The organism is Mesorhizobium sp. P160219 (assembly GCF_057786095.1).
In genome coordinates this window covers 2439302-2463112 of record NZ_JBYNWG010000001.1, presented here as the reverse complement: position 1 = coordinate 2463112, position 23811 = coordinate 2439302, and the positions used below count along the sequence as shown (strand labels likewise).

Below are 23811 nucleotides of genomic sequence, written 5' to 3'. Positions count from 1 at the left end.
CCCTCTCCTCACTTTGCCGTTGTGCCGCGGGTGACGAAAGCGCCGACCGCAGCGACCAGGCGGTCGAGGCAGAAGCCGGTGACGCCGATATAGGCGAGCGCGACGATGATGTCGGGCAGCCGCGACGAGTTCCAGGCGTCCCAGATGAAGAAGCCGATGCCGACGCCGCCGGTCAGCATTTCGGCGGCGACGATGGCGAGCCAGGACAGGCCGATGCCGATCCTCAAGCCGGTGAAGATGTAAGGTGCAGCTGCCGGAACCATGATCTTGACGAAAAATTCGAACTGGTTGAGCCGCAGGATGCGCGAGACGTTGCGGTAGTCTTCCGGAATGTTTCGCACGCCGACGGCGGTGTTGATGATGATCGGCCAGATCGAGGTGATGAAGATAACGAACAGCGCCGACGGGCTGGAATCGCGGAAAGCAGCCAGCGACAGCGGCAACCAGGCCAGCGGCGGCACGGTGCGCAGTATCTGGAACACCGGATCGAGGCCACGCATGGCCCAGATCGACTGGCCGACCAGGGCGCCGAGCGCGACGCCGACGATCGCCGCCAGGCCGAAGCCGATGGCGACGCGCTGCAGAGAGATCAGCACCCGCCACGCAAGGCCGATATCCTGCGGGCCGTTGTTGAAGAACGGATGCGCGATCAGGTCATAGGCCTCGTTCCACACCTGGCTGGGCGGCGGCAGGCTGGCGGTCGGCGACGAGCAGGCGATCTGCCACACGACCAGCATGAAGGCGATAACGATGACCGGCGGCACCAGGGCGGTGGCCAGCCTGCCGGCGATCGCGATCGGGTCGAAGCGGCGCCGCGCTTTGGCGGTGAAAGCGATGACCGCGGCAGGCTTGGCGGGGAACGCCTTCACCGTGGTTTCCTCAATGGCTTGGATGGACATGTCTGGGTATAACTCCGGGGTCGATGCGGGCGACAACGGCGAAGCGCCGTTGCGCTGGGGCGACAAACGGCGGAACGCGCCGTTTGCGCTGGTCAAGCCGATGCCTTGATCTTCAGGCTGTCGAGATAGGCCGACGGGTTGGCCGGGTCGAAAATCTTGCCGTCGAAGAAGGTCTCGACGCCGCGCGACGACGAGGCCGGAATATCGGCTGCGGCAACGCCGAGATCCTTCGCCGCCTCGCGCCAGATATCCTCGCGATTGACCTGATCGACCAGCGTCTTGATGTCGGTGGTCGGCGCGAATTTTCCCCAACGGATGTTTTCGGCGAGGAACCAGCTGTCGTGGCTCTTGTAGGGATAGGAGACGCCACCCTTCCAGAATTTCATGTAGAGGTCAGTGCCGGTGGCCACGCGGCCATTGCCGTAGTTGATGTCGCCCTTGAGGCGGCCGATAATGTCGGCGACAGGCACGTTCATCCATTGCCGCTTGCCGATGATGGCGGCCATCTCGTCCTTGTTCTCCGTGGCCTCACACCATTGCTGGGCCTCCATGACGGCCATCACGATCGCCTTGGTGGCGTTCGGGTATTTGTCGATGAATTCGGCGCGGAGGCCGAGCGCCTTTTCGGGATGACCCTTCCACAGTTCGCCGGTGGTGGCGGCGGTGAAACCAACGCCCTGGTGGACGAGCTGTTCGTTCCACGGTTCGCCAACGCAGAACACGTCCATGTTGCCGACTTTCATGTTGGCGACCATCTGCGGCGGCGGCACGACGATGGTCGAGACGTCCTTGTCGGGATCGATGCCGCCGGCGGCCAGCCAATAGCGCAGCCACAAATCATGCGTGCCGCCCGGGAACGTCATGGCGGCCTTGATTTCCTTGCCGGCCGCCTTCTTGGCGGCGAAGGCGTCCTTCAGCTTGGAGGCGTCGAGGCCGACACCGGTGCCGGCGTATTCCTGCGCAACCGAAATGCCCTGGCAGTCGTAGTTGAGCCGCGCCACGATAGCCATCGGCATCGGCTGGTTGTTCTGCGTCACCTTGCCGGTGTGCATGAGATAGGGCAGCGGCGTCAGGATGTGAGCGCCGTCGATGCCGTTGGCTTCGCCGCCGAGCATCAGATTGTCGCGCGTCGCGCCCCAGGAGGCCTGCTTGATCACCTCGACGTCGGGCATGCCGAACTTGGCGAACAGCCCCTTCTCCTTGGCGATCATCAGCGGCGCCGCGTCGGTCAGCGCGATGAAGCCGAGCTTGGCGCCGGTGACCTCCGGAGCGGTCGTGGCGGCATAGGCGCCCGAGGGGAAGAGCTTGCGGGCCGCCACGAACAGGCCGGCCGTCATGGCGCTGCTGACAAGAAAATCGCGGCGCGTCACATCCTTGAGCGATGTTCCCGTCCCGATCCATTTCCCTATTTTTTCTTTCATCGTGATCTCCGGTTGAACGCTTCGTCGAGTGGCCCAAAACAAAAAAGCCGCCGTCCAGGCCTCGCGCGTCCGTACATCCGGGATCGCGTCGTTGACCTGAGCGGCAGCTTTGCCTGTGGCGCCCGCCATTGGACGCCTGTTCCGTGACCCGCGAAGGGTCTGGCTAATTCAAAGCAGGAACCGTGCCAGTTCTGAGTGAAACGAAAAACCTAAATGAAATCAACATTACGCGCCAGACGCCGGCACGCGAGGCGACATCGCAAGCAGGTCAAAGATTGTTCATTACAGCAATCGCACGCACATTTTTTGTGCAATGCACAAGAATGGCGCGAGAATGATCAGGCTTCCGCGCGAGCGACTTTCTGGCGCGCTATATAGCCGTCGATCTCGTCGGGGTCGAAGGTCTGACCGTCGAAGAAGCCGTCCGGCCCAAGCACCAAGCCTGCCCCAGTCGCACCGACAGCCGTGGCGACCTTAAGCGCGCCCTCGACCTTCGCATTGGCGCCGGGAAGTGCAACGCCAAGCGGCTTTAGCGCCGAGCGGTAGAGGTCCGGACGGTAGCAGTCACGGGCGATAGCAAGGTTTTCCGGCGTGTGCTCGACATGCCCCCAGCGCACCATCTGCGTATAGAACCACAGCGCATGGCTCTTCCACGGAAAGTTCGCCGCCTTGTCGAAGGGCAGGAAGAAGTCGTCGACATCCAGTTCGGCGCCGCCGCCCAGTTCAAGATGGCCGGTCAGGATCGGCATCTGGACAGCTGGTGGCAGGCCGAGGAAGCCAGCTTGAGCCATCACACCAGCCAGTTCGGCGTGGTTGCCCGGATCCTGGCACCAGCGCGCCGAATGATGCAGCGCGCGCAGCAATGCTGCCAGCGCGACCGGGTTCTCCTGCGACCAGGCCTTGCGCACGCCGATCACCTTCTCCGGACTGTTGCGCCACAGCAGCGCCTTGATGGTGACGATATGGCCGGTGCCGGCGGCGACCGAGGCGCTGTTCCAGGGCTCGCCGACGCAGTAGCCGTCGATCCGCCCGGCGACCAGCGCATCGGCCATGAAGGGCGGTGGCACGATGACGATCTCGATCTCGCGCTCCGGATCGATGCCGCACCCGGCAAGCCAGTAGCGCAGTTCGTAATTATGCCCCGAATGCGGGTGCACCACGGCAAAGCGCAGCGGATCGCCGCCAGCCCCGGCGCGGTCGCGAATGAAGGCACCGAGGGCTGCGCCCGCGCGCGCGGGCTCGAGATCGGGTATGGCGCCGTGTGCCGCCATGCCTTCCCAGACAGCGTTGGAGATGGTGACGCAATTGCCGCCAAGCCCGAGCGAAAACGGCACGATGGTCTCGGAAGCAAGCGGCGTCAGCCCGAGATTGCAGGCGAGCGGCATCGGCCCCAGCATGTGCGCCAGGTGGAAATGGCCGATGGCGATGCGGTCGCGGATGTTGGCCCAGGAGGTCTCGCGGTGAAGTGTGAGATCGATGCCCTCGCGCGCGGCAAACCCAAGCTCACCCGCCGCAACCAGCACGGCACTGTCGAAGAGCGGCATGAAGCCGGCGGTGATCTGGTGCTCGGCGCTCATGCTCATTCGTCCTCCGACGGCCCGAGCAGCCCGGCGGCAGTCACCAGGCTCTGGGCAATGTCGCCGATCTTGCGGTTCTGGTTCATCGCCGTCTTGCGCAGCAGCGTGTAGGCGGCCTCTTCGGTCAGGCCGCGCGACTTCATCAGGATGCCCTTGGCACGGTCGATCACCTTGCGGCTCTCAAGCTCCCCTCGAACCTCTTCCAGCTCGCGCGCCATGCGCGAGAAAGCGTTGAAGCGGCTGACCGCCATGTCCAGGATCGGCTTGACGCGCTCTTGCCTGAGGCCGTCGACCACATAGGCCGAAACGCCGGCATCGACCGCCGCTTCGATCGATGCCTGGTCCGATCGGTCGACGAACATGGCGATCGGCCGCTTCACCGCACGCGACAGCTGGAACATGTTTTCCAGCATGTCGCGGTTCGGGTTTTCCAGGTCGATGACGATGACGTCCGGCTCGATCTCGGCGATGCGCCGCGCAATGCCGGTCACGTCGTGGATGACGGTGACCCGCTCATGGCCGGCCTCGCGCAAACCTGCCTCGATGATCGCGGCGCGGATACGGTTTTCGTCGATGACCAGGACGGCGAGTGAGCTGCGGACCATGCGTGCATTGTGGGCAAGGTCGCAAAATTGTGCAATGCGGCATGGTCACAGGCTCCCGCCGCGGAGCAACCCCCGACCGACAACGACCCGGTCTAGGTGGTCGGGACAAGGAATGCAGCGCAACGCTGGCACTGGTGATGACAGCCTTGCCGGTCGCCTGGTGCCCTACCCAACGGTCTAGGTGCGATGAGACTTGCACCGCAACATCGGCTTGTTAAAGGTGGGGGCAACGACGGACATAGCTGTCCTTGCTCGCCGATCTGACCGGAAGGTTACCGCACGATGCTGCTCATGAATCGACGATTGGGAGCCAGCAAGCTGGCGCGCCCGGCACGGCGTCTCGGAGGCCTGACGACGAAGTTTGCCCTGATTGCCGGGCCGTTCGTCCTTGGGATCGCCCTCCTGCTGGCTGGCCCGGCACAGGCGCAGTCACCGGCCGCCGTCGCGCCCGACAAGGTCAAACAGCTGTTCGAGCTTCTCGACGATCCGTCGGTGAAGGCCTGGGTGGCCGAGCAACGAAATCCGGCCGCTGGATCAACGGAAGCGCCTGCTGCGGCTGGCGCTCCGCCGGCCGACGCCGTGGCCGCACCGGGCCAGATGAATACAATGGCATCCTCGACGCTCGATCGGATCAAGCATCACATCGAGAAAATCGTGCGAACCGTGCCCACACTGCCAGGCCAGTTCGCGCGCGTCCGGGCCCAGACAATGGACGATATGTCCAGCAAGGGCCCCGTCAGCATATTGGTGCTGATTGCGATCTTTATCGCTGCCGGCCTGGCGCTCACCTGGGCAATATACAAGCTCACCCGTCCATTTCGTCTTTGGATCATCGCGCAACCCAGAGATACGCCCATCGGGCGGGCCAAGAAGATCGGCGGCCGCACGCTTTATTCCAGCATGATGGTCGGCTCGTTCGCGCTGGGCAGCGCCGGTGCGTTCATGCTGTTCGACTGGCCAGCGCTCATCCGCGAGATTGTGCTGACATTTCTGATGGCTGCGGTCTTTACGTGGGCTGTGCGCCTATACGTGATGGCCACGCTCGTCCCTTCTTTCATGGAGGTCGAGCACGCCATCGAGGTTCGTGCCCTGCCGATCACCAACGGAGCTGCTGACCATTGGGCTTATTGGCTGCCCCGGATCGTCGGCGTTTTCGCCTTCTTCGCCGCCGCGTTTGTCCTCTTGCCGGGTCTCGGCATAGACCAGGACGGAATGATGGTCCTGTCGGTGGGCGCCGATTTCATCCTGCTGTTGCTCTTCCTGCTGGCCATTTGGCGTCGGCCAAGAACGCAGCGAGACGGCGCGCGCCACAGCGGTCACACGGCAGTGACATGGTTGTTGACGGCTTACTTCGTCGTTCTGTTCCTCGAACGCATTGCCGGCCTCTACACATTCTTCTGGTTTACCTTCACCGCATTCTTCCTGCCTTTGGCAATTGTGCTGACAGAGCGCGGGGTTAATTTCGTCCTGCGGCCCGGTTCGGAAGATGCCGGCCGGCCGACGATCCCGGCGGTGACGATCGCTGTCATCGATCGCGGTATCCGGATGATTTTCATCCTCGCGGCGGCTTACCTTCTCGCACGCGTACTGGGCCTGGACATGCAATCCATGCGCGGCAGCGATACGACCACCATGCTCATATTGCGCGGCTTGATCAACGTCGTGGTCATTGCCCTTGCTGCCGATTTCGGCTGGTCGATCATCAAAGCCTTGATCGAACGAAAGCTGGGCGTCGCGATACCGCAAGCGGTGGTGAGCGAAGAAGACATCCTCACCCTCGATCCGCATCAGGCGCGGCTGCACACGCTGTTGCCGATCATCCAGAACATTCTGCTAGCAGTGATCATCGTGATGGCGGTGCTGATGATGCTCGCTTCGATCGGCATCCAGATCGGCCCGCTGATCGCCGGCGCCGGCGTCGTCGGCGTCGCCGTGGGTTTTGGCGCGCAAACCATCGTCAAGGACGTGATTTCTGGCGTGTTTTATCTGCTCGACGATGCTTTCCGTGTCGGCGAATACATTTCATCGGGCAGCTACAGGGGTACGGTGGAGAGCTTTTCGCTGCGCTCGGTGAAGCTGCGCCACCATCGTGGTCCGCTGTTCACGATACCTTTCGGCGAACTCGGCGCCGTGCAGAACCAGAGCCGTGACTGGGTCACCGACAAATTCAACATCACCGTTGGCTATGACACCGATATCGACTTTGCTCGCAAACTGATCAAGCGAATTGGCCTGGAACTGGCGGAAGATCCGGAGTTCAAACACTGGGTGATCGAACCGATCAAGATGCAGGGGGTGCAGGAGTTCGGCGAGTACGGCATCGTCTTGAGGGTCAAGGTCACGACCAGACCTGGAGGCGCCTTCAGCATGAAAGGCAGGTTCTTTTTGCGCCTCCGCCAGGCCTTCAAGGAGCAGGGCATCGAGCTCCCATTCCCGACCGTCCACGTCCAGGGGCTGCAAGACCCGCATGGGACAGAGAATGCGCGTTTGGAGGTCACACCTGAATTACGAATGGCCGTCGCCCAGTCGCACACCAATCGGCGCAGAAAAAAAGCCGGCACAACGGAGTAGGACGCTGTGATACCCGCCGGTCGCAACACGGCTTTCCGCGCAAAGCCTGGACCCGCGACACCACGCTAGTCGAGCTGCCGATAGCGACGACCTGATCGCCGCCAACCAGCACCAGCGTGGCGTTCTGAGGCCAAGCTTGACGAAAAGAGCAGATATGCTGGCCTTTCCGCGAGGCTCAGAGCGCAATCCAGGCGGTCTTGAGGTCGACAAATTTCTCCAGCGCATGCAGCGACTTGTCACGGCCGAAACCGGACTGTTTGACGCCGCCAAGCGGCACGGTGATATCGGCTCCGCCATAGGTGTTGACGTGGACGACACCGGCGTTGATGGCGCGCACCATGCGATGGGCCGTGGAAAGATTGGCGGTCCACACCGCCGAGGCAAGTCCGTAGACAGTGGAGTTGGCCAGATGCACCGCCTCCTCCTCGGTCTCGAAGCGCATCACGCCGAGCACCGGTCCGAACACCTCCTCGCGCGCCAACTGCATCTCTTGCGTCACGTTCTCGAAGATCGTCGGCGCCATGTAGCTGCCGCCGGTCTCGGTCAGTATCCGTTCGCCACCGGCGACGAGACGGGCGCCTTCGGCTTGCGCCATGGCGACGAAGCCGAGATTCTTGTCCAGCTGTTCGGCGCTCGATACCGCACCGATATCGCTGGCGAGATCGAGCGGGTCGCCGACCTTGAGCCGCGTGGTTGCCGAGACAAGTTCGTCCATGAAAAGATCATAGACCGACGACTGGACGAGCAGACGCGAGCCCGCCACGCAGACCTGGCCTGAATTGCGAAAGATGCCGTTAGCCGAGACGACCGCCGCCTGCTTCAGGTCCGGAGCGTCGGCAAAGACGATGTTGGGCGACTTGCCGCCAAGCTCGAGGAAGACCCGCTTCAAATTGGAACGGGCGGAGTATTCGAGCAGCCGCCGGCCGACCGGCCCCGATCCGGTAAAGGCGATGGCGTCGACATCCATATGGAGGCCAAGCGCTTCGCCGGCGACAGCACCATGACCGGTAACGACGTTGAACACGCCTTCGGGAAGTCCAGCCTCGCTTGCGAGTTCGGCCAGCCGCAGCAAGGTCAGCGAGGCGATCTCCGGCGGCTTGACGACGACGCTGTTGCCGGTGGCCAGTGCGGGCGCAATCTTCCAGGCACCGATCATCAGCGGGAAGTTCCACGGCACGATGACGCCGACGACACCGAGTGGCTCCCTGTGGATCAGCCCGAGCACATTGTCGGCCGTCGGCGCGATCTCGCCATAGACCTTGTCGATCGCCTCGGCGTAGTAGCGGATGGTGCCGGCCGCCGACAGCGGCTCGGCCTTGTAGGCCATGCCGATCTCGGTGCCGTTGTCGCGCACGCCAAGCACGGCCAGCTCATCGACATGTTTTTCGATCAGCTCGGCAAATTTCGTCAGCACCTTCTTGCGAAAGGCAGGGGCGGCGCGCGACCATGAACCCTTCTCGAATGCTTTTCGCGCCGATCGGACCGCGCGATCGATGTCAGCGGCATTGCCGTCAGCGATGCTGGCAAAAGGGCGGCCGTCGATCGGCGAAATCACCGCCAGCGTCGCGCCGCTCGTCGCTACGGCCTGTACGCCGTCGATAAACAAGCCCCGCTCGCCGATCTCCGTCTTGCGCAGCGCGTCGATGGCATTCTGGCTGATCATTGGTGGCGGACTCCCAGGGAAACATACAACGTGGTTGGCGCGCGGAATTCCCAGCCGCGAAACACCGGCACCTTGCCTGGCACCAAGCTGAGATCGGGGAAGCGCAGGAGCAGCAGCCTTAACGCAAGGCACATCTGCTCGCGCGCGAAAAACCGGCCCGAACAGAAATGATGACCAAAGCCGAAGGCGGCATGATTGCCTTCCCTGCGGTTGATGTCGAAGCGGTCTGGATCGGCAAAGCGGCTCTCGTCGCGGCTTGCCGAGGAGACAAGTGCAGCGACCGCGGCGCCGGCAGGGATGGTTACGCCGCCAAGCTCGACCGCCTGCGTCGTCTGCCGCGTCTGGGTTCCGATCGGCGCCACCCAGCGCAAGCCTTCATCGACAGCCCTGGGCACAAAGGTCTCGGGATCGGCGAGCACCTGCCGCAATTGTTCGGCATGCGCAAGCAGGCCGGCGAGGATCGAACCGGCACCATGTCCGGGCTCCTGCATGCCGCCAAGCAGAATGACCTTGATGCTCGGCATCAAGAAATCGATCGGCCGCGTCGTGCCTTCCGGCATGCCGTCATGCAGCATATGCGACAGCGCCGAGCCGTCGGGGGCGCGCGCAAGTCTATCCAGAGTCGGCCGGATGGCTGCGCCGACCTCGGCGCTGATCGCGTCGGCGATCTCTTGCCGCTTCGGGTCGTTCTCGAAATTGATGGCGCCCTGCGCAAGGCCATAGAACCAGCGGCGCAGCGTCGGCATGTCGATGTCGGCAAGGCCAAGCGAGCGCGCCAGGCTGAGCGTCGACACCGGCTCGAAATAATCCGCCATCAGCTCGGCGGAGCCTTGTTCGGCGATCCGGTCGAGAAAAGGTTCGGCAATCGACCGTACGAGATCGCCGGCATAGGCGGCGACGGTGCGCGGCCGGTATTTCGGATCGACGCCTTGGCGCAGCTGTCTATGCGTTTCGCCGTCGGTGGTCATGATGGTCGGCTTGCCGAACGAGCGTTCGACCGGAGACGTACCGACGACGGCGGAGAAGATGTCGGGTGACTTTGCGACGGTCTCGACGTCCTTCCAGCGGGTGACGAACCAGAGATTGACCGCCGGCACGAAAGCGACAGGCGCGCTGCGCCGCAGTTTCGCATAGATCGGATACGGATCGGCTTCCAGCGCCTCAACGGTGATGCTCTCGGCAAAGCTCAACGCCGTTACTCCCTTGCGATGGAAAGGGGCGGCGCCGAACGCGCTACCCCCTTGTCCTTTGTCCTAGTCCTTCAGCGGCACGCCGAGATTTTCGAAGGCAACCGGATCCCGGCTCTTCAACGCACCGGCAAGCAGCAGGCCGACCACCGCGGCAATCAGCACCAACCCCGGCAGCAACGCGCCGAGGAAGCCGCTGGCGCCCGACAGGCCACCGAAATTAATGACGATCAGGTAGATGATGACGACGAAAGCGATGAAGGCCAGCCCAGGCAGGATGGTGGTCTTCAGCGCATTCTCCTGCGTCGACGGGTTGGCGCGGAAGTACATCACCACGGCGAGCGAGGCCACCGCCATCATGACGATGACTCCCAGCGTCGCGACATTGGTCAGCCAGGAAAACAGCGCCAGAACCGGATCGAGGCCGAGTATCGCGAACAGTCCGATGACGATCGCTGCCAACACGCTCTGGATGACGGAAGCGACATGCGGGCTCTGGTGCACTGAATGCGTCACGCCGATCGCTTCAGGCAACAGCTTCTCGCGGCCCGAGACGTAGATGTAGCGGGCAACCGCGTTGTGGAACGCCAGCACGCCGGCAAACAGGCTCGACACGAACAGGATGCCCATGGCGTGCGACAGCATGGTTCCGGCGTAGCGGTCGGACAGGCCGAACAGGAAAGTCGTCGGATCCTGAAGCGCCTGCAGTGCCGGCAACAATTTGTCGACGCCGGCGCCGACCGCCATCAGCCAGGCCGTGACCATGTAGAAGACGCCGATCAGCAGCACGGAGAAATAGGTGGCGCGCGGAATGGTCACCTTGGGGTCGCGGGCTTCCTCGGCGTAGATCGTCGTCGCCTCGAAACCGATGAAGGCGGCGAAACAGAACAGGATGGCGATGGCGGGCGAGCCGCTGACGATCTGGCTCCAGCTGAACGGCGCCGCCGAGAGGCCGCTGTCGCCACCGGTCTTGAGGATGGCGAGGTCTAACACCAGCACCACGATGTATTCGCACAGCACCAGCACCGTCAGGATCTTGGCCGAGAGGTCGACCTGGCGGTAGCCCAACACCGCGACGATGGCAACGGCGATGAAGCTCCACACCCACCAGGGCAGGTCGATGCCCCAGCCGGCGAACAGGCCGGCGGTCGCGGCCCCCAGCAGGCCCATGACCCCGATCTGCATGGCGTTGTAGGACAGGATCGCGATGATTGCGGTTGCGCCGCCGGCAAAACCGCCGAGCCCGCGCGCGGCATAGGCATAGAAGGCGCCGGCATTGCCGACATGGCGCGACATGGCGACGTAGCCGACCGCAAACAGCAGCAGCAACACGGTCACGATAAGATAGGTTCCGGCAAAGCCCGCCCCATTGCCCATAAGCATGCCGAGCGGCGTGCCGCCGGCGACCGCGGTGAGCGGCGCCGCCGCCGAAATCACCATGAAGGTGATAGCGCCGACGCCAAGACTGTTCTTGCGCAGCCTGTTGGCGGGCGCCTGTTCCGAAACTGCTGACATTTGTCCCTCCAGTTTTACGAACCCGTGGGTTCGCGGCCGCTCGGCCTGCTCCCTGAATGCCATCGGTTCATTATTTGAACCCTTATTTTGAATATAGACTTGCAAAGAATGCGGATGCCTGTCAAGTTAATTCACACATTAAGTTTCTATCCGAGCGGGAGGCTGGATGGGTACGGTCGGCAAGGCGATTTCACTTCTGGAGCTGTTCACGGCGGACGAGCCCGAGCTCGGACTTTCCGATCTCGCGCGGCGGTGCGCCTTGGACAAGGCGACGACGCGGCGGCTGCTGATGGCGCTGGGCGGCCATGGCTTCGTCGAGCAGGATGCCGGCACGCGGCACTATCGCCTCGGCGCCGGCCTGTCGCGGCTGGCGCGTATCCGCGAAGCCTGCTTCCCGTTCCTGCAAACGGCAATTCCCGTGGCGCAGGATTTGGCGGGTTCGACAACCGAGACGGTGCATCTGTCGGAATTCGGCGTCGACAGGCTGATCACCGTCCATGTCGAGCATTCAAGTTGGGCAAACCGGGTGAACATCGATGTCGGCCAGCTTCTGCCGCTGCATTCCACCGCCTCCGGCATCGCCTATCTCGCCTTCGCCGACAACGCGACCGTGAAAGCATGCCTGACAGGTTCGCTTGAGGCCTTCACCGATCATACCCTCGTCGAGCCGGCCGCCATTTCAAAGTCGATCGGCGAGGCGCGCGACCGCGGCTATTCGATCTGCGACCAGGGCCATGAGGACGGCGTGATCGGCGTCGCGGCTGCAATCCGCGCCGCCGACGGACTTGCGCTGGGGACAATTGCGGTGGCAGCCCCGAAGGCCAGGACGACACCGGCTGCGATCGTGGAACGAGGGCTTGCGGTTGTGACCGCGGCACGGGAGATTTCGATGCGCCTCAATGGCGAAAACCTGCAAACCCTGAGGAGGCAGGCCTGATGTCTGCAGATATGGCGACGCCCCGCATCCTGGTCATCGGCACGGGCGACACCAAGACCGACGAACTGCTGTTCATGAAAGCGTGTATCGAGGCATCCAGTGGCCGCGCCGTGATGATGGATGTCAGCGTGCTGGGCGCCCCCGCCTATAGTCCCGATCACGACAAGCATGCCGTTGCGCGGGCCGCTGGCGTGACGATGGCCGAAATCGTCTCGAGCGGCGATGAAAACACCGCCATGACATTGATGGCCGTCGGCGCCGTTCAGCTGGTGCGCCAACTTCACCAGCGCGGCGAGATCGACGCTTTCATCGCCATCGGTGGTTCGATGGGAACCGATTTGGCGCTCGATGTCGCGCTGTGCCTGCCGCTCGGCGTGCCGAAATTCGTCGTCTCGACCATCGCCTACTCGCATCTCATTCCGCCCGAGCGTGTCGCGCCCGACCTGATGATGATCCTGTGGGCAGGCGGGCTCTACGGCCTCAACACCATCTGCAAGCTGGTCCTTTCCCAGGCCTGCGGCGCGGTCGTCGGTGCGGCGAGGATCGTGCTTGCATCCCGTGCTTCGGCCCCGGCGGTCGGACCGACCATCGGCATGACTTCGCTGGGCAGCAGTTGCCTGCGCTATATGAAGACGCTGAAGCCGGCGTTGGAGCAGCGCGGCTATGATGTCGCGGTCTTTCACACCACCGGGATGGGCGGCCGGGCCTTCGAATCGATCGCCAGCCAGGACCATTTCTGCGCGGTGTTCGACTTCAGCCTGCAGGAGATCACCAATCATCTTGCCGGCTCGGTCGTCAGCTCCGGCGCCGACCGGCTCGAGAATGCCGGCGCCCGCGGCATTCCGCAGATCGCAGCCCCTGGCGCCGTGGACATGGTCGATTTGCCGACCTGGCAGGCGCTGCCGACAAAGTTCGCGCAGCGGCCATTCCATGCTCATAACAGGTTGATCGGCTCGATCACCGTCGATGCCGCCGACCGCCGTGAAGTCGCCAGGACCATCGCCGCCAAGCTCGGTGCGTCGAAGGGGCGCTCCGCTTTCATCCTGCCCTCCGGCGGCATCCAGGAATGGGATGCGCAGGGCGAGCCGCTGTACGAACCCGAAGCCCTCGCGGCGTTCACCGATGAGATGCGCAAGACCATTCCCGCCGGCGTCGAGTTCCACGAGATCGACGCCCACATTAACAGCGACGAGTTCGTCGGCAAGGCGCTCGAAATCTTCGACCGCTGGGTCGAGGAAGGCATCATCCCGCGCGGCATGCCGGCCAAGGGAGTGGCTGCGTGAGCGCTGTTCCTGCCCAGGCGCTCGTCCTCGATTTCGGCGGCGTCGTCACCCGGACCCTTTTCGAGACCCATGCCTTGACCGAACAGGCGCTCGGCCTCGCGCCGGGAACGCTGCAATGGTACGGGCCGTTCGACCCGGATTCAGATCCGCTGTGGCGCTCAATGCAGGCCGACGAGATCAGCGAGCGCGATTATTGGCGCACCCGCACCAGCGAAGTCGGCCGGCTCGTCGGCGAGGACTGGCAGGCGATGGAGACATTCGTCCAGCGCGCACGCGGAGCCGAGCCGGAAAAGATCGTGCGGCCCGAAGCCGTCCGCGCAATCCGGACCGTGCATGCGGCGGGATTTCGCCTGGCGATCGTGTCCAACGAGCTAGATCTGTTCTATGGCGCCGGCTTCCGTCAGCGGCTGCCGCTGCTCGAGCTGTTCGACACCATCGTCGACGCCACTTATACCGGCATCCTCAAGCCCGATCCGCGCGCCTATGCCTTGGTGACCGAGGCGCTTGGCCTGCCTTCCGGCGCCTGTGTGTTCGTTGACGACCAGCAGCGCAATGTCGATGGCGGCCGTGCCGCCGGCATGCGCACGGTTCATTTCGACGTCGCGCGACCGGCACTTTCCTATGCCGAGGCCCTCGGCCATTTCGACCTCATCTCCTGAGACATTTGCGGAGCCTTGCGATGCGCGACATCAATTTCCTCACCGAGAAAAACGCCAAGCCGATCTGGCATCCGATGGCACACCCGGCCGAGATGCGGGCCAACCCGCCAAAGGTGATCATGAAAGGCGAAGGCGTGATGGTCACAGACATCGACGGCAACACCGTGCTCGATGCGGTTGGCGGCCTGTGGAACGTCAATCTCGGCTACTCCTGCGACCCCATCAAGAAGGCCATCGCCGACCAGCTCAGCGCCCTGCCCTACTATTCCGGGTTTCGCGGCACGTCGACCGGCCCGTCGATCGAGCTCGCTTACGAACTCAGCGAATGGTTCGAACCGGAAGGCATGGTGCGGACCTTCTTCACCTCGGGCGGCTCGGATTCGGTCGAAACCGCACTGCGGCTCGCCCGCCAATACTGGAAGATCCGCGGCCAGGGCGACCGGACAAAATTCCTTGCCCTGAAGAAGGGCTATCACGGCACACATTTCGGCGGCGCGTCGGTCAACGGCAACGCCAATTTCCGCCGCAACTATGAGCCGCTTATGCCCGGCGTCTTCCACATTCCCGCACCCTGGACCTTCCGCAATCCGTTCGATGAGACCGATCCGGCGCGGCTGGCCAAACTGTGCGCCAAAGCGCTGGAGGATGAGATCGCCTTCCAGGGCGGCGACACCATTGCCGCCTTCATCATGGAGCCGGTTCTCGGCGCCGGCGGCGTCATCGTTCCGCATGACAGCTTCATGCCGCTGGTGCGCGAGATATGCGACCGCCACGAAATCCTGCTGATCGCCGACGAGGTGGTCACGGGCTTCGGTCGCACCGGCGCCTGGTCGGGTTCGCGGCTATCCGGCGTGAAGCCGGATTTCATGACCATCGCCAAGGCGATCACCTCGGGCTATTTCCCGCTCGGCGCCACCTTGATCGGCGCCAAGGTCGCCGACGTCTTCGAGGCCGACAAGACCAGCTTCGGGGCGATCGGTCATGGCTATACCTATTCCGGCCATCCTGTCGGCTGCGCGGCAGGGCTGGCTGCACTTGCCGAGACCAAACGGCTTCGCCTGGACGAGAACGCAGCCGCGCGCGGCATCGAGCTGGCGGCGATGCTGGAGGGGCTAAAAGCCAAGCACGCGATCGTCGGCGACATCAGGTACAAGGGCCTGATGGCTGCGCTAGAGCTGGTCTCCGATCGCACGACGAAAAAGCCGGTGGACAAGAAGACCATGGCCGTGGTTTCGGAAGCCACTTATGACGCCGGCGTCATGCTGCGCGTGTCCGGCAACAACATCATCCTGTCGCCGCCGCTGATCATCGGCGCCGCCGACGTGGCAAAGATCGGCGAGGCCATCGATGCAGGTCTGTCGAGGGCCTGGTAGACCCGCTGACGCAATGGAGTTTGGTACGCAATGACCCAATCTGAGAAGAACCCGAGCGAGGAAGCGCTCGTCAAGCGGCGTGCCCGCCTGCTCGGCGCGAAATCGCAATTGTTCTACGACGAGCCCGTGCACCTGGTGCGCGGCGAAGGCGTCTGGCTCTACGATGCCGACGGCCGCAAGTATCTCGATGCCTACAACAACGTCGCCCATGTCGGCCATTGCCACCCGCATGTGGTCGAGGCCTTGTGCCGTCAGGCAAGCCTGCTCAACACCCACACACGCTATCTGCACACCGCAATTCTCGACTATGTCGAGCGGCTGACGGCGACCTTCAATGCAAGCCTCGCCACCGCAATCCTGACCTGCACCGGCAGCGAGGCCAACGACATCGCGCTGCGCATGGCGCAGGCCGCCTCCGGCAATATGGGCATCATCGCCACCGACGCCACCTATCATGGCAACACGACGGCGGTTTCGCAGCTGAGCACGCGCATGCCTCCGATCCGCGGCCGCGCCCCCCATGTCAGGCTGGTGCCGGCCCCCGACAGCTATCGCCATCCCGATGCGATGGCCAATGGCAAGGCCTTTGGCGACGCCGTGCGTCAAGCGATCGCCTCGCTGGCACAGGATGGCATTGGCCTGTCTGGCATCATCTTGTGTCCGCTGCTCGCCAATGAAGGTTTCCCGGCTCTGCCCACCGGATTTTTCGACGACGCCTTGGGGGCCGTGCGCGAAGCCGGTGGTCTGGTCATCGCCGACGAAGTGCAGCCCGGCTTCGGCCGCACCGGCAGCCATTTCTGGGGCCATCAGCGCGCCGGCTTCGTCCCCGACATCGTCACCATGGGCAAGCCGATGGGCAATGGCCATCCGATCGCGGCCGTGGTCACCACCAAGGAGATACTGGCGACCTTCCGCGACGCTTTCCGCTACTTCAACACCTTTGGCGGCAACCCGGTCTCCTGCGCGGTCGCCAATGCCGTCCTCGACGTCATCGAACAGGAAAACCTTGTCGCCAACGCGCAAGACGTCGGCGCCTATGCGCTTGGCCTGCTGCGCCCGCTGGCCGATCGGCATGAGTGCATAGGCGAGGTCAGGGGGGCCGGACTGTTCTTCGGCGCCGAGCTGGTCCACGACCGCGACACGCGCGAACCGGCGCCCGACATTGCCGAGCAGGTCGCCAATCGCATGCGCCATCGCGGCGTGCTGATGGGCAAGACCGGCATCCACGGCAATGTGCTCAAGATCCGCCCGCCCATGCCGTTCTCGCGCGACAATGCCGAGTTCCTGATCGGCCTGCTGGACGAGGTGCTGGGCCAAGTCGGCGGAGTGCCGGCGTGAATTCTGTTTCCACCCAATCCCAGCCCGAAACGGCAGCCGATGTCACGGAGCTCGCCAGGCGTGCGCTCGAACATTGGGGCGTCCGCAACTCTGAGCCGGAACTTCTGAAGCACCGCGAGAACGCCGTCTTCCGCGTGCGGCTGCCGGATGGCCAGCCGGCAGCCATGCGCATCCACCGGCTCGGCTACCACACGGACGCCGCGCTGCGTTCGGAACTGCAATGGATGGGCTTCCTGCAATCCGCCGGCGTCGCCACGCCGTCTTGCGTCGCAACTCAGGCCGGCGATCCGTTCGTGCTTGTCAGAACGGCCACCTCGGCGCAGCCCCGGCAGGCCGATTGCCTGAGCTGGCTGGAGGGGCGCGCCGTGGGCGCACGCGGCGTGCCACTGGTCTACACGCCCGACCAGTCGGTCCAGATCTTCACGGCGATCGGGCGGACCATCGCCCATATGCACAATGTCACTGCCTCGTGGACGCCGCCCGCGGGCTTCGTCCGCCATGCCTGGGACTTCGACGGCTTCTTCGGTGCGAACCCGGTCTGGGGCCGGTTCGAGACCTCGCCCTTTCTCGATGGTCCTCGCCGCGCGCTGGTCTTGCAGGCGCGCGACAAGGCAGTGAAGGCGCTGTCGGAACATGAGCGCAGCGCGCGCAATTTCGGCATCATCCACGCCGATCTGGTGCGCGAAAATGTGCTCATCCATGACAGCGCGGTGCGCATCATCGATTTCGACGATTGCGGCCATGGCTGGCACATGTACGACCTTGCCGTCGCCCTCTATCAGAACCGCGAGGAGGCGATCTACCCGCTGATCGAAACCGCTTTGCTTGACGGCTACCAGCAAGAGCGTGCGCTGATCCCGCAGGACATCGCCGCATTGCCTCTATTCGCCGCGTTGCGTGCCTTCGCCTTTCTTGGCTGGGTGCAAAGCCGCGTCGAAGGCGACATCACCAGGGATGTCGGCTTGCGGATGTCGACCATCGCAGCCGATGTGGCGATTGACTACCTGCGCGGCGAACAGCCCAACTGACGAGCCGATGAGAGCCGTCAGCTCTTGGCGAAATGGATGCTGACCGTTCCCGAGCTGCCGAAGTCGGCGACGATGGTATCGCCGGGCCGCGCCTCGACCGGGCGCACAAACGATCCGGACAGCACCACCTCGCCGGCCGCGATGGACATGCCGTAGCGGGCGAGCCTGTCCGCCAGCCAGGCAATGCCCATCGCCGGATGGTTGAGCACGCCGGCGCCAAGCCCGGTCTCCTCGACCTCCGCATTGCGCGAGACGATGGCGCCGATCCAGCGCATATCGGCTTCATCGGGTCGTTGCGGCCGGCCGCCGATGACAATGCCGGCATTGGCGGCGTTGTCGGAAATCGTATCGAAGAAAGTGCGCGCCTTCTTTGTCTCGGCATTGACGCGTTCGATGCGCGTGTCGAGGATTTCGAGCGCCGGCGTGATATAATCGGTGGCGTTGAGCACGTCGAAGATGGTCACGCCTGGGCCCCTCAGCGGCGCCTTCATGACGAAGGCTATCTCGGCCTCGACGCGCGGCTGGATGAAGCGGCCGACGGGTATCGTCGCGCCGTCGTTGAAGAACATGTCGTCGAACAGCACGCCCGAATCCGGCGTGTCGATGGCGAGCGCATATTGCATCGCCTTCGATGTCAGGCCGATCTTCCAGCCCTTCGGGGTCAGCCCGGCATCGGTCTTGCGTTTCACCAGCGCTGCCTGGACGCGATAGGCATCCTCCATCGTCGCGTCGGGAAAATCGAGGCTGAGCAGACGGATCTGGCGGCGCGAACGCTCGGCTTCGAACAGCCTTGCCGCGGCATCTTCAACTTGCTCGGGGGTCACGATGCTGCCTCGTCGACGACGCCGTTGCGGAGCACGCCGATGCCGTCGGCTTCGACTTCGATCACGTCGCCCGGCTTCAGCCAGATCGGCGGGTCGAAGCGGGCGCCGGCGCCGGTCGGCGTACCGGTGACGATGATATCGCCTGGCACCAGCGTGGTGAAGGTGGAGACATAGGCGATGATCTTGCGGAACGAGAAGATCATCCGGCTGGTGCGGTCCTGCTGGCGCAATTCGCCATTGACGCGGGTGGTCAGCGCGATGTCGGCAATCTGCGCCTCGTCGGTGAACGGCACCAGCCACGGACCGAGCGAGCCGGTGCGGTCGAAATTCTTGCCCTGCGTGACGTTGAACTTGGCGTGCCGTACCCAATCGCGAATGGTGCCTTCGTTGCACAGGGATAGTGCCGCGATATGGTCAAGCGCATCCCTCTCGGCGATGCGTCGTCCACCCTTGCCGATGACGATGACGATCTCGCCCTCATAGTCCAGCTGCGGCGATTCCGGCGGCCGCACCAGCGGCGCGTTGTGGCCGACGAAGGAGCGGGGGAAGCGGATGAACAGCGACGGGTTCGAAGGCGCGGCCTGGCCGTCCTTGTACTCTTCGTTGCGGTCCGGGTAGTTGACGCCGACGCAGATGATCTTTTCCGGCGACGGCACAGGGATTTCATAAGCGATGGCGCCGACTGGAAAATCGACGGCGTGGGCTTCGGCCTCTTCCGCCAGCCGCCGTAGCACGCCGGCCTCGATCACTTCGCGCAGCGTCGGCCACTGGCTGTGCCGCGCCGACAGGTCGACGACGCCCTTATCTGTGACCACGCCATAGCGCGTCTTGCCGCCGACGGTGAAGGTGGCGAGCCGCCCAGGTGCAGTCATCCCGGTCTCCGTCAGGTTCGCGTCTGTGGTCACGGTGCGATGATCGGCGACGCCGTCAAATCCGGTTGGCGTGCGGCCGCGCCGGCAAAGGTGCTGCCCTCCTCGAACCAGCTTTTCGGCGCCGGCGCGCCCCACAGCGTCTGGCGCTGCGGGTCCTTGAGGTCCCACTTGATCGGCTCCAGATCCGGATCGACCGTCTGGTAGTCCGAGCAGTAGATCTCGATGCGGTGATTGTCCGGGTCTCTGACATAGAGGAAGAAGGCGTTGGAAATGCCATGCCGGCCGGGGCCGCGCTCGATATTTGCGAGGTAACCCGTCGTCGCCATCAGATCGAGCAGGTCGATGATGTTGAGCGGTGTCGGCACCCAGAAGGCGACGTGATGCAGGCGCGGACCCACACCGTTGGTGAAGGCGATGTCGTGGACGCCGCCCTTGCGGTGCGTCCAGGCCGCCCACAGCTTTCCGCTACTGGCATCCTCGGTGTATTCGGTGACGCGGAAGCCAAGCTCGTTGTAGAAGGCGACGGACTCGTCGACATTGGGCGAGAAGCAGTTGAAGTGGTCGATGCGCAGCGGCTTCACGCCCTTGTAGAGCGCATATTTCTGATGAATCGGCGGCAGCCTTTCCATTTGGGCAAAGAACTCGAGCGGAATGCCGTGCGGGTCGCGGGTGCGGAAGGTGCGCGACTGGTACGGTCGCTCGACCCACTCGACCGGCAGGCCTTTTGCCTTGAAGAAGTGCTCGGCCTTGTCGAGATCCTCATCCGAAAAAACCTTGAAGCCGAGATCGCGGGCTTCGGCGCTGCCGGCCTTCTTCAGCACGATGCAGTGGTGTCCGCGCTCTTCCAGGGCCCTTAGATAGATGGCGTCCGATGCCTCGTCGGTAACCTGCAGGCCAAGCGTGTCGACATAGAAGGCGCGGGATTTCGCTAGGTCGGTGACCGCCAGTTCGACATGGCTGAGGCGCACGATGTTGAAGGCGGGATAGAGGTTTGGTTTGGGCAGTGGCATGCGATGTCCTCCGGTCAGCCGCCGAGTTTCTGGATCGTGTGCGCTGAAGTGGCGAAGGCGATGTTCTTCGTCTCCATGTAGAAATCGAAGGAATGGTCGCCGCCGTCGCGGCCGATTCCGGAATTCTTGACGCCGCCGAACGGCGTCGGCAAATGCCGCACATTCTCCGAATTGACCCAGATCATGCCGGCGTCCAGCGCATCGGTGAAGCGGAAGGCGCGGGTAACATCCGACGTCCAGAGATAGCCGGTCAGGCCGTATTGGGTGTCGTTGGCCAGCGCCAGCGCTTCGGCCTCGTCCTTGAAGGAAATGGCAGTCAGCACCGGCCCGAAAATCTCTTCCTGGGCAATGCGCATCCTGTTGGTGGCCCCGGTAAACAGCGTCGGGCTGACATAGCAGCCACCGCCCGGACCGGCGAACTTGCCGCCGCCGGCGGCTACCACCGCGCCTTCCGATTTGCCGATCTCGATATAGGAAAGCACCTTTTCCTCGTGCACCGGATGGATCAGCGGACCAACCACCGTTTTGGGATCGAGCGGATGGCCAACCTTGATGCGCTTTGCCTTCTCCGCAACCAGATCCGTGAATGTGTCGTAGACCGAGGCTTCGACCAGAAGCCGCGACGATGAGGTGCAGCGTTCGCCGTTGAGCGAGTAGATCATGAACACGGCCGCATCCGCCGCACGTTCGAGATCGGCGTCGGCGAAGACGATCACCGGGTTCTTCCCGCCCAGTTCGAAATGCACGCGCTTCAGCGTATCGGCGCCTTGTTTCATGATCATCGAGCCGGTGCGGCTCTCACCGACAAAACCGATCGCCTTGATGTCAGGGTGCTCGGTCAGCGCCTTGCCGGCGTGCTCGCCGAGGCCGTTGACCAGGTTCCACACGCCTTTCGGCAGGCCGGCCTCCTTCGCGATCTCGACCAGCAGGCGAGCGGTCAGCGGCGAAAATTCGGCCGGCTTGTGGACGACGGTGCAGCCTGCCGCCAGCGCCGGCGCGATCTTCCATGTCGACAGCATGAACGGCGTGTTCCACGGCGTGATGATGCCGACCGGGCCGATCGGCACGCGCGTGGTGATGTTGACCTGGCCTGTCGTGCGCAGCGTCTCGCCGTCGCGCGCTTCCGGCGCGCGGTCGGCGAAGAAGCGGAAATTCTCGGCGCCGCGCAGCGCGGCCTTGGCCATGAATTTCAGCGCCTGGCCGGTGTCCATGCACTCGACGAAGGCGATCTCCTCGGCGCGCGCTTCGATCGCATCGGCTATCTTGTGCAGCAGCTTCTTGCGCCCGTCGCCCGGCATGGCGGCCCAGGCCGGGAACGCCGCCTTTGCCGCCTTGGCGGCGCGGTCGATATCGGCGGCGCTGCCACGCGCGACCTTGGCCAGCGGCTTGAGATCGACCGGCGACATGGCCTCGAAGGTCGAGCCATCCACCGCCGGCACCGCTTCGCCGCCGATCTGGTTCAGCACGCCGTCGCGCTTGAAACGGGCCAGATAGGCCTCGGCCTTTTTCAGATTGCCTTCGAGGTCGGACATATCAGCTTCCGTCACTTGCCGCGCAGTCGCGGGTGGATTGCATTTTTCTTCCAGCTCAGTACCGGGTCGATCTCCCTGATCTCCAGGGAAAGAGCGAAATGCGGGGTCTCGAACAGGGGGCCAAGGTATTCGCTCACCGCGGCGAAGACCGCCTCCCCGGTTCGTTTCTTGTCCTGGGCGCTGCGCCCGGTTCCAATGCGAAACGACATGTCGAGGAAAGCGTTTTCCGGCAGGCTGTCGGCGATGGCATAGGCTTCCGCGCGGAAGGCCCGCACCCGCACCGCGCCGGTTTCAAACAGCCCGGTGCCGAGCACGGTGCGCAACACCAGCGCGCACAATTCGCTCATGTCGACCTTGGCATCGAGGTTGGCCGAATACTCGATGGAAAAGTGAGGCACCGCGTCTCGTTCCCCGGATTGTTCCACTGTTGTAATTAACGCGTTAATTACATGCAGCATCCCTGAAGTCAAGACTTGCATCCAAGTTGAGGCGACGATACGGGATGAAAGGTCAGGTTTTGGCGTGCGGTCCCGCCGACCGCCCGCATCATTGGGGACGCTGCTTCTTGCTGCCTGAAAACACCCGTCGTTCTCTGCCGATGGCGCTGCTCCATGCCCGCGAAGTGGTGATGGCGCGGTTTCGTCCAATGCTGGCGGCGCATGATGTGACCGAACAGCAATGGCGCGTGCTGCGCGTTCTGAGCGAGGCCGGCGCTGTCGAGGCGACGGAACTTGCCGATCGCGCTTCGGTGCTGCCGCCCAGCCTGACACGCATCATCAAGACGCTCGAGGGCCGAAAATTCATCACCCGCAACAAGGCGGAAGGCGATGGCCGCCGTGTCGTGCTGACGATCGCCCCGGCGGGTTCCGCCCTGATCGATGCCTTGTCGCCGGAACGCCTCGTCATCTACCGCGACATCGAACAGCGCTTCGGACATGAGAGGCTCGAGCAATTGCTCGATCTGCTGGAGAGCCTGATCGCCGGCGAGAGCTGATTGCTGCGGCTCAGCCGCCAAAGCTGCCAAGCCGCGTCGGCTGCGTGTAATTGCGGTCGACATAGAGCAAGGCCGAGCCGCCGCTGCCGTGCCTGACGTCGATAACGCGGCCGATCATGACATTATGCGTGCCGACGATGTGCACATCCTCGATCTCGCAATCGAAATTGACGATCGCATCGGACAGCGCTGGCGTCCCCGAGGTCAGCGTTTGCCAGCGCGCCGCCGAATAGCGTGCCTCCATGTCCCTGGTCGCGCCGGCGAACTTGCCGGCCAGGTGCATATGGTCATGCGTCAGCACGTTGACGCAGAAGCGCCGGTTGGCGAGAAACATGGCCGCCTGCGTCGAGCGGCCGTTCATGCACACCAGCAGTGTCGGAGGTTCGTCCGACACACTGCACATGGCGGTGGCGGTGAAGCCGCCGCGCCCGGCCGGGCCATCTGTCGTGACGATGTTGACCGGCGCGCAGACCCTTGCCATGGCGTCGCGGAAATCGGCCTTCGAAATCTGCGTGGCCATCTG

Annotated in this window: 21 protein-coding genes; 8 read left to right on the top strand and 13 right to left on the bottom strand. The window is 63.7% G+C overall.

Features of this window, described 5'->3' with window-relative positions; all coding sequences use genetic code 11:
• Positions 1–8: 8 nt before the first annotated feature.
• The 4 genes from ntrB to AC3EMP_RS11835 form a co-directional block, all read right to left on the bottom strand.
• The gene (gene ntrB, locus AC3EMP_RS11850) at positions 9–899 is read right to left on the bottom strand and encodes a nitrate ABC transporter permease (RefSeq protein WP_023682697.1); all 891 of its coding nucleotides are present in this window, start codon (positions 897–899) and stop codon (positions 9–11) included.
• A 92-nt stretch (positions 900–991) separates the two neighbouring features.
• Positions 992–2320, bottom strand: coding sequence for a CmpA/NrtA family ABC transporter substrate-binding protein (locus tag AC3EMP_RS11845; protein ID WP_023667844.1), 1329 nt, complete (start codon positions 2318–2320; stop codon positions 992–994).
• Between the two features lie 338 nt (positions 2321–2658).
• Complete coding sequence (locus tag AC3EMP_RS11840) at positions 2659–3897, bottom strand: CmpA/NrtA family ABC transporter substrate-binding protein (protein ID WP_027050164.1); 1239 nt, start codon at positions 3895–3897, stop codon at positions 2659–2661.
• Between the two features lie 2 nt (positions 3898–3899).
• A complete protein-coding gene (locus tag AC3EMP_RS11835) occupies positions 3900–4502 on the bottom strand; it encodes an ANTAR domain-containing response regulator (protein WP_023667842.1) in 603 nt (200 codons plus the stop codon).
• A gap of 282 nt (positions 4503–4784) precedes the next feature.
• On the opposite strand from AC3EMP_RS11835, the gene AC3EMP_RS11830 reads away from it, so the two are divergent.
• On the top strand, positions 4785–7073 hold the full coding sequence (locus AC3EMP_RS11830) for a mechanosensitive ion channel family protein (RefSeq protein WP_352712804.1): 2289 nt from the start codon (positions 4785–4787) through the stop codon (positions 7071–7073).
• A 175-nt stretch (positions 7074–7248) separates the two neighbouring features.
• Here AC3EMP_RS11830 and AC3EMP_RS11825 read toward each other — a convergent pair whose 3' ends face one another.
• The 3 genes from AC3EMP_RS11825 to AC3EMP_RS11815 form a co-directional block, all read right to left on the bottom strand.
• Positions 7249–8736 (bottom strand): aldehyde dehydrogenase, encoded by a 1488-nt coding sequence (locus tag AC3EMP_RS11825; RefSeq protein WP_023695216.1) that lies wholly within the window; start codon positions 8734–8736, stop codon positions 7249–7251.
• A complete protein-coding gene (locus tag AC3EMP_RS11820; RefSeq protein ID WP_023753971.1) occupies positions 8733–9926 on the bottom strand; it encodes a cytochrome P450 in 1194 nt (397 codons plus the stop codon). Before AC3EMP_RS11820 ends, AC3EMP_RS11825 begins: the two co-directional genes overlap by 4 nt.
• Before the next feature lie 63 nt (positions 9927–9989).
• A complete protein-coding gene (locus AC3EMP_RS11815) occupies positions 9990–11438 on the bottom strand; it encodes an APC family permease (protein WP_023726270.1) in 1449 nt (482 codons plus the stop codon).
• Between the two features lie 166 nt (positions 11439–11604).
• Here AC3EMP_RS11815 and AC3EMP_RS11810 point away from each other — a divergent pair, with 166 nt between their 5' ends.
• From AC3EMP_RS11810 to AC3EMP_RS11785, 6 genes are read left to right on the top strand one after another with little or no spacing between them, the layout of a single operon-like run.
• The gene (locus AC3EMP_RS11810; protein ID WP_286441247.1) at positions 11605–12375 is read left to right on the top strand and encodes an IclR family transcriptional regulator; all 771 of its coding nucleotides are present in this window, start codon (positions 11605–11607) and stop codon (positions 12373–12375) included.
• On the top strand, positions 12375–13658 hold the full coding sequence (locus AC3EMP_RS11805; protein WP_023740567.1) for a Tm-1-like ATP-binding domain-containing protein: 1284 nt from the start codon (positions 12375–12377) through the stop codon (positions 13656–13658). Before AC3EMP_RS11810 ends, AC3EMP_RS11805 begins: the two co-directional genes overlap by 1 nt.
• On the top strand, positions 13655–14317 hold the full coding sequence (locus AC3EMP_RS11800) for an HAD family hydrolase (RefSeq protein ID WP_023726267.1): 663 nt from the start codon (positions 13655–13657) through the stop codon (positions 14315–14317). Before AC3EMP_RS11805 ends, AC3EMP_RS11800 begins: the two co-directional genes overlap by 4 nt.
• Positions 14318–14337: 20 nt before the next feature.
• Entirely contained in the window at positions 14338–15690 is a 1353-nt protein-coding gene (locus tag AC3EMP_RS11795) for an aminotransferase class III-fold pyridoxal phosphate-dependent enzyme (RefSeq protein WP_352712807.1), read from the top strand.
• Between the two features lie 30 nt (positions 15691–15720).
• A complete protein-coding gene (locus AC3EMP_RS11790; RefSeq protein WP_023704728.1) occupies positions 15721–17028 on the top strand; it encodes an aminotransferase class III-fold pyridoxal phosphate-dependent enzyme in 1308 nt (435 codons plus the stop codon).
• Positions 17025–18056 (top strand): phosphotransferase enzyme family protein, encoded by a 1032-nt coding sequence (locus tag AC3EMP_RS11785; protein WP_352712808.1) that lies wholly within the window; start codon positions 17025–17027, stop codon positions 18054–18056. The genes AC3EMP_RS11790 and AC3EMP_RS11785 overlap by 4 nt, the downstream gene beginning before the upstream one ends.
• Positions 18057–18073: 17 nt before the next feature.
• Here the strand turns inward: AC3EMP_RS11785 and hpaH are convergent, their stop codons facing one another.
• The 5 genes from hpaH to AC3EMP_RS11760 are packed head-to-tail and all read right to left on the bottom strand — an operon-like array spanning position 18074 to position 22692.
• On the bottom strand, positions 18074–18883 hold the full coding sequence (gene hpaH / locus AC3EMP_RS11780) for a 2-oxo-hept-4-ene-1,7-dioate hydratase (RefSeq protein WP_023710038.1): 810 nt from the start codon (positions 18881–18883) through the stop codon (positions 18074–18076).
• Positions 18877–19752 carry a fumarylacetoacetate hydrolase family protein gene (locus AC3EMP_RS11775; protein WP_027050173.1) on the bottom strand — a complete coding sequence of 292 codons (876 nt, stop codon included), beginning with the start codon at positions 19750–19752 and terminating at the stop codon, positions 18877–18879. Before AC3EMP_RS11775 ends, hpaH begins: the two co-directional genes overlap by 7 nt.
• 29 nt (positions 19753–19781) lie before the next feature.
• Positions 19782–20762, bottom strand: coding sequence for a 3,4-dihydroxyphenylacetate 2,3-dioxygenase (gene hpaD / locus AC3EMP_RS11770; protein WP_027050174.1), 981 nt, complete (start codon positions 20760–20762; stop codon positions 19782–19784).
• A 14-nt stretch (positions 20763–20776) separates the two neighbouring features.
• Entirely contained in the window at positions 20777–22294 is a 1518-nt protein-coding gene (gene hpaE, locus AC3EMP_RS11765; protein ID WP_023704724.1) for a 5-carboxymethyl-2-hydroxymuconate semialdehyde dehydrogenase, read from the bottom strand.
• An 11-nt stretch (positions 22295–22305) separates the two neighbouring features.
• Positions 22306–22692, bottom strand: coding sequence for a 5-carboxymethyl-2-hydroxymuconate Delta-isomerase (locus tag AC3EMP_RS11760; RefSeq protein ID WP_023686935.1), 387 nt, complete (start codon positions 22690–22692; stop codon positions 22306–22308).
• Positions 22693–22892: 200 nt separating this feature from the next.
• Between AC3EMP_RS11760 and hpaR the strand changes: the two genes are divergently transcribed.
• Complete coding sequence (gene hpaR, locus AC3EMP_RS11755) at positions 22893–23288, top strand: homoprotocatechuate degradation operon regulator HpaR (protein WP_023667826.1); 396 nt, start codon at positions 22893–22895, stop codon at positions 23286–23288.
• Positions 23289–23298: 10 nt separating this feature from the next.
• On the opposite strand, the gene AC3EMP_RS11750 is transcribed toward hpaR, so the two are convergent.
• Positions 23299–23808 carry a flavin reductase gene (locus AC3EMP_RS11750; protein WP_023667825.1) on the bottom strand — a complete coding sequence of 170 codons (510 nt, stop codon included), beginning with the start codon at positions 23806–23808 and terminating at the stop codon, positions 23299–23301.
• Positions 23809–23811: the final 3 nt, after the last annotated feature.

Bases quoted from the DNA above. Each gene is read 5' to 3' on its own strand.
- AC3EMP_RS11790 (WP_023704728.1), top strand. From the start codon at position 15,721: ATGACCCAATCTGAGAAGAACCCGAGCGAGGAAGCGCTCGTCAAGCGG.
- AC3EMP_RS11805 (WP_023740567.1), top strand. From the start codon at position 12,375: ATGTCTGCAGATATGGCGACGCCCCGCATCCTGGTCATCGGCACGGGC.
- AC3EMP_RS11830 (WP_352712804.1), top strand. From the start codon at position 4,785: ATGCTGCTCATGAATCGACGATTGGGAGCCAGCAAGCTGGCGCGCCCG.
- AC3EMP_RS11795 (WP_352712807.1), top strand. From the start codon at position 14,338: ATGCGCGACATCAATTTCCTCACCGAGAAAAACGCCAAGCCGATCTGG.
- hpaR (WP_023667826.1), top strand. From the start codon at position 22,893: ATGGCGCTGCTCCATGCCCGCGAAGTGGTGATGGCGCGGTTTCGTCCA.
- hpaD (WP_027050174.1), bottom strand. From the start codon at position 20,762: ATGCCACTGCCCAAACCAAACCTCTATCCCGCCTTCAACATCGTGCGC.
- hpaE (WP_023704724.1), bottom strand. From the start codon at position 22,294: ATGTCCGACCTCGAAGGCAATCTGAAAAAGGCCGAGGCCTATCTGGCC.
- AC3EMP_RS11835 (WP_023667842.1), bottom strand. From the start codon at position 4,502: ATGGTCCGCAGCTCACTCGCCGTCCTGGTCATCGACGAAAACCGTATC.
- AC3EMP_RS11810 (WP_286441247.1), top strand. From the start codon at position 11,605: ATGGGTACGGTCGGCAAGGCGATTTCACTTCTGGAGCTGTTCACGGCG.
- AC3EMP_RS11775 (WP_027050173.1), bottom strand. From the start codon at position 19,752: ATGACTGCACCTGGGCGGCTCGCCACCTTCACCGTCGGCGGCAAGACG.
- AC3EMP_RS11825 (WP_023695216.1), bottom strand. From the start codon at position 8,736: ATGATCAGCCAGAATGCCATCGACGCGCTGCGCAAGACGGAGATCGGC.
- AC3EMP_RS11845 (WP_023667844.1), bottom strand. From the start codon at position 2,320: ATGAAAGAAAAAATAGGGAAATGGATCGGGACGGGAACATCGCTCAAG.
- AC3EMP_RS11815 (WP_023726270.1), bottom strand. From the start codon at position 11,438: ATGTCAGCAGTTTCGGAACAGGCGCCCGCCAACAGGCTGCGCAAGAAC.
- AC3EMP_RS11750 (WP_023667825.1), bottom strand. From the start codon at position 23,808: ATGGCCACGCAGATTTCGAAGGCCGATTTCCGCGACGCCATGGCAAGG.
- ntrB (WP_023682697.1), bottom strand. From the start codon at position 899: ATGTCCATCCAAGCCATTGAGGAAACCACGGTGAAGGCGTTCCCCGCC.
- AC3EMP_RS11840 (WP_027050164.1), bottom strand. From the start codon at position 3,897: ATGAGCGCCGAGCACCAGATCACCGCCGGCTTCATGCCGCTCTTCGAC.